Genomic DNA, 9161 nt, shown 5'->3' on the forward strand with positions numbered 1-9161 from the left:
GTGCCTCCTCTTAGGCCTCGATCTGGCCAGCCAGCTGCTGGATCTGGATGATCACGAATTCCGCCGGCTTGAGCGGGGCGAAGCCGACCAGAATGTTGACGACGCCCCGGTTGATGTCGTCCTGGGTGGTGGTCTCGTGGTCGCACTTGACCAGGTAGGCGTCCTTGGGGGTCGAGCCCTGGAAGGCGCCCTGGCGGAACAGGCCCTGCATGAAGGCGCCGATGTTGAGGCGGATCTGAGCCCACAGGGGCTCGTCGTTGGGTTCGAAGACCACCCATTGGGTGCCTCGGAAGAGGCTCTCCTCGATGAACAGCGCCAGCCGCCGCACCGGTACGTATTTCCACTGGGAGGCCTCCTGGTCGCTGCCCACCAGGGTGCGGGCGCCCCAGCACACCCGGCCGTAGACCGGGAAGTTGCGCAGGCAGTTGATGGCCAGCGGGTTGAGGGTGCCGTTCTCGGCGTTGGAGAGGGGCACTTCCAGCTGCTGCACGTTGGTCAGGCTCGCCTCGGTGCCCGCCGGCGCCTTCCACACCCCGCGGGTGCCGTCGGTGCGGGCGTAGAGCCCGGCGACGGTGCCACAGGGGCCGACAGTGCGCAGCCGAAACTCGTCCAGCGGATCGGGGATGCGCACCCGCGGGAAGTACAGGGCTGCATTGGCCCGCCGCAGGCCGGCGTTGGCGTCCAGCCAGTCCTTGGCCTCCTGCACCGCATCGACGCTGCTGGGGGAATCCACCAGGAGGAAGGCCCGCCGCTGTTCGCAGTAATTGGTCGCGGTGGTGATGATGGCGGCGCTTTGTGCCAGGGCGGTCTGGGGGTTGGCGTGGAGGGCGTCGTCGCCGGTGACCACCGAAGCTCGGGGAATGCACAGCAGGTTGAAGAGGTCGACGTCCTCCAGGGCATAGAGCCCGCTCTTGGCGTTGGCGTCGCCGATGATTTCCGCCGCCCCCGGAGGATCGCCGTCGTTGCCCGGAGTGCCGGCGCCCTGGGCGGTGCCGGCGATGGCGGCGCCGGCTCCCAGCGCGTACTGCTGCACATTGGCCTGGGCGTTGCCGGCGTCCAGCAGCAGCTCGCCGACGGTGGTGGCGTCCGCCGGCGCGGCGGTGAAGACCACCGCGTCCCCGGCGACCCCCGCCAGCGCCACCAGCCGGTTCTCTCCGCCGCCGGTGTAGGCCGCCACCCGCGCATTGGTGAACGTGGCGGGGTTGGCCGGTTGGGCTCCCCGGATGGCCGCCTGCAACTCGTCGGCGATGGCTCCCAGAACGTTGACGGCAGCGCCGAAGGTGGCCGTGTGGGGGCCGTCGCCGCCCAGGGTCACCTGCACCTCGGCGTTGTTGGGTACGGCGGGTATGGGGTTGATGTCCCCGGACACCGCCGCCTCGATGGCGGTGGCGGTGCCGGCGTCGAGGCCCAGATCGTCGACGGTGGTGTCCGCGCCCTCGGCGGAGAAGGCCACGGCGGTACCGGCGGTGCCGGCTACCACCACCAGCTGGTCCGCGCCGCCCTCGGAGTGCAGGGCCACCCGCGCGCCGGTGAACTCCGCCCCGGCGCCGGCGCCACGGATCTGCGCCTCCAGCTCTGTCGCCACCTCTCCGGGATTGTTCATGGCTCCCAGGGTCAGCGTCTGCGGCGCCCCGCCGCCCAGGGCCACCCGCAGCTGTTGGCCGGCGGCGGTGGGGAAGGCGACGCCGCTGATGTCGCCGGAGAGCACGCCCTCCAGATTCTGCGCGGTGAGCAGCTGGAGGTCCGCGGCGGTGGTGTCGGCACCGCCAGCGGCGAAGGTGATGCGGGCGTCGTGCTCGAGGCCGCCGGCCAGCACATGCAGCCGGTTGTCCACCACGTTGACCCGCGCCTGGGCGAAGGCCCGGCTCGCCGGGTTGGCGGCCCGGATCGCCGATTCCAGCCGCGCTCGGGCTTCCGCCAGCGTGGTGGGTACCGCCGTCAAGGTCGCCGTGGCAGTGCCTTCGGTGCCGATGGTGACGTCCACCTGGGGCGCCCCCGAAGTGATCGCCGGGAACGGCGCCAGCACCCCCGACAGGGTGCCGTTGGGCTGCGGCCGCAGATTGCCGTTGGCCGCCACCTCCACCAGCTTCGATCCCGCCAGCTCGTCGTTCACCACCCGGTGCACGAAGGTCGGGTCGGCGGCGTTCATCGACAGGTTGTTGAAGGTCTCCGTAGCCAGCAGCTGCCGCTCGCCGCCGGTGGTCTGGTAGAGGGCGATGGTGAGGTTGAAGCGGTCGTTGGACGTCGGCCCCGGGTAGTCCACCATCACCCGCAATTCGTTACCCCACACCCCGGCGTTGGCGGCGGTGACGGTGAGCGCCGTCGGCCCCCCAAGAGCGCTCTGGATGGCCACATCGGCCTCCTCCACCGCCCCCCCCGCAGTGCGTACCACCCAGGCCTCGGTGCCGCCGTTGAGGAAGAATTGCTGGATCGCGTAGCTCGCCTCGCTACGGCTGTGGAGCCCGCCGAAGACGCGCTGAAAATCCCCCATGTTGAAGATCTGGACCGCCTCGTCCATCGGCCCCTTGCGGAAGTAGCCGATGAACGCTGCCACGGAGGTCGCGACGCCAGTGATGGTGCGCACCCCGCTGGGCAACTCTTCGATGTAGACGCCGGGATAGCTGGTAGGTACGGGCATGGTGCTTCCTCCGTGAAGCTGCGGACATCAGGCCGCCGAGCGGCCGGAAAGGGCAACACTCCCGTCCAAAACACAGGAGCATCGATCAATCCCACAAGCCAGCGGACCACACGCCGTGGCCGCACGGGCTCTACAAGCTGTTGTGACGGAGGAAAGGAAAAAAGCTTCGGCGGGCCTCCGGCGCTAGCGCCGAATCACGGAGAAGCACAGCAACAGAACCGTAGCGTCGCTTCACCCTGAGAGGTAGACAAGCCGGTTGGATGGGGCCGGCATCAGGAGCGAAGCGGCAGCTGCGAAATCAAATACTCTTAATCAGTTTTGCACATGTGTTGTGTTGGTGCAATGGGGGAGTTCGTGTTCGTGGGAGAGATGGGTCAGTCCTGTGTTGCCTCGGTCGCGTCGATGAGGCGCTGCACTGCGGGGATCATCGGCTCGTCCACTGGGTTCAGTCTCCCAGTGGCCCGAAGGTCTTGCAGAATCGCCATCGCCTGCCTCAGCTCGACGAGCCCGGCAGCGCCCTTATTGGTTCCAACTCGGACGAACGAGACAACGAGGTCTCTTTGGTAGTCGGCTCTGTCGGGTTCTTGTTGGGCGAGTTGTTGGGCGATCTGCAGATCCTTCAGAAAGAGATCTTTGGCGTCCTCCGTCTGCCCAAGGGCGAAAAGAAGGTTCCCCAGCTTGTTGTAGGAGACGGAGAGGTCTCTTTGGTAGTCGGCTCTGTCGGGTTCTTGTTGGGCGAGTTGTTGGGCGATGTTGAGTGCTTTGGAGAAGGCGTCCTGAGCCTTATCGCCCTGACCGAGTGCTTTGAAGAGGTCCCCCATGCGTTCGTAGGAGACGGAGAGGTCTCTTTGGTAGTCGGCTCTGTCGGGTTCTTGTTGGGCGAGTTGTTGTCGGATGTTGAGTGCTTTGGAGAAGGCGTCCTGAGCCTTATCGCCCTGACCGAGTGCTTTGAAGAGGTCCCCGACCTTGTTGTAGGAGACGGAGAGGTCTCTTTGGTAGTCGGCTCTGTCGGGTTCTTGTTGGGCGAGTTGTTGGGCGATGTTGAGTGCTTTGGAGAAGGCGTCCTGAGCCTTATCGCCCTGACCGAGTGCTTTGAAGAGGTCCCCCATGCGGTCGTAGGAGACGGAGAGGTCTCTTTGGTAGTCGGCTCTGTCGGGTTCGCTGGCCGTCAGCTCCTCAAAGCGGGCCAGGAGGGAGTTGTGACGTTCGAAGGCCCTAGCTTGGTTCCCGAGACTGATATGCGCCCGGGCCTCCCAATCTGCGATCACCGCGAACTGGCCATGCGTCGGCGGTAGCGTTTCCAATACCTCCGACGCCAGCGCCGCAATGTCCAAAGTGCGCTGGGCCTGTGCGAAGGCCTGAAGACAGCCGAGGGCGCTGGCCGCCGCGGCGTCGAAGTCCTGGCCCTGGAGGAAGTTGCGCACCGCCTCGAGGGCGTCGAGGAGGTCATGGCTCTCGTGCTGATTTCGCCACAGTCGATAGCGGCCGGCCCGGACGCAGCGAGCCGCGTGGCCTTCGGGGGCTAGCTGGGCCAGGACCTCGGCCGTCCAGCGGTGCACAGAAGCGGCACCCTCGGTGGAGGGCTGGAGGAGGGCCAGGGCCTGGAGACGCTGGAAGGCCTGTTTCGCCGCTGCCGCGCTCTCTTCCGAGACCTCTTCTGTCTCCTCACTTCCCACAACCAGCATCCGCGCCGCACCCTCCGGCGTCACCGGCAGATTGGACACTGCCACCTGGAGGAGAATCTCGTCGATGTCCTCTTCCCGGGCAATGGCCAGCAGCTCGGTGAGAAGGACGTCCTGGGCGATCAAGTCCAGGGTCGTTTGCAGGGCTTCGGCGCCGTCGTCGGCGGTGGTCTGCTGCCCGAGCTTTGCCTGCAGCTCCCGCAGCTTCTCCATCAGATGCCGCGGGCGTCGAGCTTCGCCGCCCAGGAGCACGTTGGCGAACTCCAGCGAGCGGGGATGGCCGTCGAGGATGCGGAGGAGCTCGGCCCGCTCCTTCGAGTCGATGCCGCCGTCGTCCTCGGTGCGCTGGAGCGCGTCCAAGCGCAGCATCAGCTTGCGGCTCTCCGCCCGGCTGAGGCGGCCGATGGACAGGTGCTCGAAGAGGCCTTCGAAGCCGGGGATGGGATGACGGCAGGTGATCAGCAGCCGGCCGCGGCCTGCCGCCTGGGCCAGTGACCCCAGAATCTGTGCCACATCAGGATTGAGGAAGTTGCTGCCGCCGACGGTGAGGTTTTGCTCGAAGTCGTCCAAGACGATTACCAGACGCTGGCTCGCCAGCGCCTTCTTGAGCGAGGCCAACCGCTGCAGATCGTCGAGGCCGTCTTCTTTCAGCTCATTTCCGAGCTCGCGGATCCACTTCTTCTTGGAGCCGCGCGCCGCTTCTCGCACGGCATCGACTAAGCCGACGAGATCGAATCGCCCCTTGAAGGCAGAGACCAGATAGCCCGCCTCCACCAGCCGCTGCATCGCGCGGCCCGCCAGGGCGCTCTTGCCCACGCCACCGGTGCCGGTGAGCACTACGCCGGCGTGCTCTCGGCTGTCGGCGCGAAGCGTTCGCAGGCAGTTCCGCAGCTCCCGGCGCCGGCCGATGAGCTCGTCGATGCGTAGCTGGGGCACCGGGCCGGCCACTGTGTGGACCGGCCGCTGGCTAAGGGGCTTCTTCTCGAGCCCGAAGTCCGCCAGGGGGTTTTCTTTTCCCGATACGAAGAGAGCGGCGGTGCTGTACTCCGGCTGGGCGGCGTAGGGATTTCCTCCGGCGCGGGCTTGGGCCTGGCGTTCGGCCTCCAACTCCTTCCTTGCAGCGGCCAGGGCGACGCTGGGCAATAGGTGCTCGCCGCGTGCCAGATGCTGGTAGAAGGCCCGGGCTAAATCGCTGGCATAGCGGTCGCTGACCGAGGTCTGCATGGCCAGGACGGAGGGAACGCCGGCGCGCAGCAGATCCTCGGCGAGGCTGCCGGTCTGGATGTCCTGCACCGCGCCGTGGCAGGCGTTGAGGAAGACCAGCGGTAGCGGCCGGCCTTTGTCGGCCAATGGCCCTACGAGCTCTTCGGCGGTGGTCGGGACTTCCTCTCCGTCCTCGTTCTCCAGCAGAAGCCTTCCCGGCGCGCCATGACAGGAGAGATGGAGCACGTGGTAGGCGTCGGCTTCGATGGCTTTGGCGATCTCCTCCGGGTGCCCCACCTCCAAGATGCGTACCTCTGCGTTCTCATGGATCTCCAGCGGTTCTACCGCGTCGAGAATGTGCTGGAGCTCCCGCTCGTAATCGAGCAATGGCGCATCGGTGGCTTCCTCGTAGGGTGCTCCCACCGCCACCAGGATCTTGAGCGGCCCAGCCATGGTCTGACCGGCAGCTCGGTTCAGGTTGGCGGGCCGGCGCCAGAGAATACACTTGGGGTGGGTCGCGAGGGGTCTGCCGTCGGGTAGCCGGAGGGTTTCGAAGGGCAGGCCCAGCAGCTCAGTCCCTTCGGCCTCGATGCAGAACTCCACCAGCATACCCAGGGGGCTGCCGTCGAGGATCGTCGCCAGGGCTTCGCCGGAGGCTTCGGGGAAGCACAGGGCGCTCATCTGCTGCCCGGTCTCTTGGAGGATGGCTCTCAGCTCGGCTACCACCGCAGCAGCGCGGTCCCGGCGATGGCCCGCCACGGGGCTGCGCAGGAAGGCGGTGCGGGCGGCGACCAGTGCCGGAGGCAGAGCATCGTAGGACACCCGGCCGTGCACCGTGTCCCCGATGCGGATCTCCACGGCCACCCCTGGCTCGGAGTCGGCCTCCGTCGGTGATGGGGACGAGGCGGGGCGTAGGGAGAGGGTGACCCGCTCGACCCGGCCTCTTTCCGCAGACCGCACCGGCGGCGGTCCGGCGCTGCGATTCCGCAGAGCGTCCGCCAGGGCGTCGATCTCTTCGAAACCTCGACGCGCCAGAGGCCGCAGCAGCGGTGGCACCCAAGCCTCCGGATCGAGCATCACCGGAACCAGAACCTTGTCTTCCTGGATGCGGGCGTAGGTCAGATAGTTGACCTCCGCCTCCACCCAGCGGCTGTCGCGGGTGTGGCGCGAGAAGACCACGATTCCGGCATCGGCCCGCTCCAGCCCGTCGTTGATCCGGCCTACCAGATCGTCCCCGCCGGCGATCTCCCACTGGTCGAACCAAGGCTCGAAGCCACGCTCCGCCAGCGCCCGGGCGAGCTCTTCGACCTGGGGTTTGTCCTTGGAAGAATGACTGATAAAAACGCGCATGCTGAGTCCCTCGGAGCTTTCTTCCAAGAGCGTGGACCGGTCACCGTTGGGCTCAGCCCAGATCTATAGTGAGCTCCCTCTGCAAGGGGGAAGCCGCCGAAGACTTGGGTAAAAGCTATGTTGAGGATTTTAGCAGCTGAGGGGCTCTCGGTCGCTCTCGCATCCGTGTGAGCTCCAGGGTAAACCATGAGAATCTGGCGCTCGAAGGCGGATTTTCATGGTTCTTGGGTCCTTTCCCGGCCGTTCCGTCCCAAGCATGCGAACACTAAGGGGCTCTAGATGGTTGTTGTCAAAAATGACAACATGCGGGCGAGACCGTCGATGAGTCCAAGCCAGTTGCTCAGAGATCGGGCGGTGTCCTGGATCAGGGCCTCAAAGCTCTCAAGGAGGCGCTAGGAAAATGACCAAGACCGAGGAAATCCAAGTCGAACGCGGAAGCGGCAATGTCTATCGTGATTTTGGTGATCCCGACGCCGATGTTCACCAGGCCAAGGCGAAGCTGGCAGCGCAGATCATTGGCCTGCTCAATGACGAGGGTTTGAGCGTTCGCCAAGCGCAGAAGCTGACGGGCTTTGCCGCCAGCGACTTCTCCCGCATCCGCAATGCGGACCTTGGACGCTTCACCATCGACCGTCTGATCCGCATCCTGGGATCGTTGGGGCAGAGCGTGGAGGTTCGTCTTGACGTGCGACCGCGTGCTTTGATTGCCGAGCCTCAGGCTGGCTGAGTTTCAACGAGTCGTTCCCGAACAGCTAGTTGTAAGAGGATGACTGCTGGTTTTTTGCCTTGTCCCGGGCGACGCTGGAGCGTCGCGTCATGGTTCCCACGCCAGAGCGTAGGAACGAGGGGTTATTAGACCGGACCTTCAGTAGAAGGCTTGCTGCATGGGTTGGGACTGGCTGGAAATCTATTCGAACGTCTCTGAGCCCTCGAAGATCGCTCCCTCAGCCAGCTTTTCCAACGGAACGACTTCCACTCGATCTGTGAGTGGGTAACGCTTCGAACCCGGGTACAGGATCGCGACTCTCTCCAGCTCCAGGTCTTCTAGCGCGATGCGGATCGAACGGGTCACGCGGGGGGCGTCGGCGCGTTTGCACTCGATACCGTAGAGGTGGCTGCCGCGGCGCAGAATGAGGTCGATCTCGGCGCCTTGATGCGTTGCCCAGAAATATGCTTCGTCGTGGGGCTCGGCGAGGAGGGCTTGCTCGATAGCAAATCCTTCCCAGGAGGCGCCGACCTTCGGGTGGGTCAGGAGTGCCTTTTCCGAGTCGATACTCAGGAGTTGGTGCAGCAGACCGCTGTCCCGGACGTAGATCTTGGGCGACTTGACCTGACGCTTCCGCAGATTGGCGTGCCAGGGTTGGAGTTGGCGGATCATTAGAGCATCTGTGAGCAAATCGAGATAGCGACGGCTAGTCTGCTGGCTGACTCCCAAAGCTCGCGCTGGTTCTGCAGCGTTCCATGTTTGTCCGTGGTAGTGAGCCAGCATGGTCCAGAAACGCTGGAGGGCCTGGGCCGGCACTTGGACGCCCCACTGCGGAAGATCGCGCTCCAGAAGCGTCTGAATGAAACTGGTGCGCCAGGCGAGGCTATCTTCATCGGTGGCGGCGAGGTACGAGCGGGGAAAACCGCCGCGCTGCCAAAGCTTCCTTAGCGCTTCGCCTTCCAGCTCCGCCAAGGAGAATCCCCCAATCGTGATGTGCTCGACGCGACCGGCCAAGCTCTCAGAGCTCTGGCGCAGGAGATCGCCGGAGGCGCTTCCCAGGATCAGGAAGCGCGCCGGGTTCGAGCTCCGGTCGGCAAGTACCCGCAGCACTGGAAAAAGATCCGGCCGCCGCTGGATTTCGTCGATGACGATCAATCCCTCGAGAGGGCTGAGGGCGGTCATGGGCTGCTCCAAGCGGCTAAGGCTGACCGGATCCTCGAGATCGAAGTAGGCCGGAGAGTCTTCTGACAGCAGCTCCCGAGCCAGCGTTGTCTTCCCGGATTGCCGCGGGCCGGTCAAGATGGTGATCGGGCTACGGCCGAGAGCTTTCTGAATCGAAGCGAGGAGAGATCGGCGAGGGACGGGCATAAAGGAAATTTACCATGAAAATTGACCATGCGATGGCGGATTTTCATGGTAATTCGGCCTTTGCAGACCGAAACGCGGGGCCCGACGGCGAGTTCCTACTCCCCCGAAGCCTCCCGATTCGAGCTCTCCGCCGGCTCGGGGGGCTCGTCGGATTGGGCTTCGTCCTCGTGGGGGCCGATTTTGTCGGCGGGGTCGTGGAGGATGAGGCGGGCGG

Annotated in this window: 4 protein-coding genes; 1 reads left to right on the top strand and 3 read right to left on the bottom strand. The window is 65.2% G+C overall.

All coding sequences use genetic code 11. From position 1 onward, the window contains the following. Positions 1–10: 10 nt before the first annotated feature. Positions 11–2638: a phage tail sheath C-terminal domain-containing protein gene (locus SX243_03440; GenBank protein MDY7092003.1), complete on the bottom strand. Its 2628-nt coding sequence runs from the start codon at positions 2636–2638 to the stop codon at positions 11–13. 374 nt (positions 2639–3012) lie between these two features. After that, a complete protein-coding gene (locus SX243_03445; GenBank protein MDY7092004.1) occupies positions 3013–6873 on the bottom strand; it encodes a CHAT domain-containing protein in 3861 nt (1286 codons plus the stop codon). Positions 6874–7273: 400 nt separating this feature from the next. On the opposite strand from SX243_03445, the gene SX243_03450 reads away from it, so the two are divergent. Next, on the top strand, positions 7274–7600 hold the full coding sequence (locus SX243_03450; protein MDY7092005.1) for a helix-turn-helix transcriptional regulator: 327 nt from the start codon (positions 7274–7276) through the stop codon (positions 7598–7600). Between the two features lie 180 nt (positions 7601–7780). On the opposite strand, the gene SX243_03455 is transcribed toward SX243_03450, so the two are convergent. After that, entirely contained in the window at positions 7781–8947 is a 1167-nt protein-coding gene (locus SX243_03455; protein ID MDY7092006.1) for an ATP-binding protein, read from the bottom strand. Positions 8948–9161: the final 214 nt, after the last annotated feature.

Source organism: Acidobacteriota bacterium (assembly GCA_034211275.1).
GTDB lineage: Bacteria > Acidobacteriota > Thermoanaerobaculia > Multivoradales > JAHZIX01 > JAGQSE01.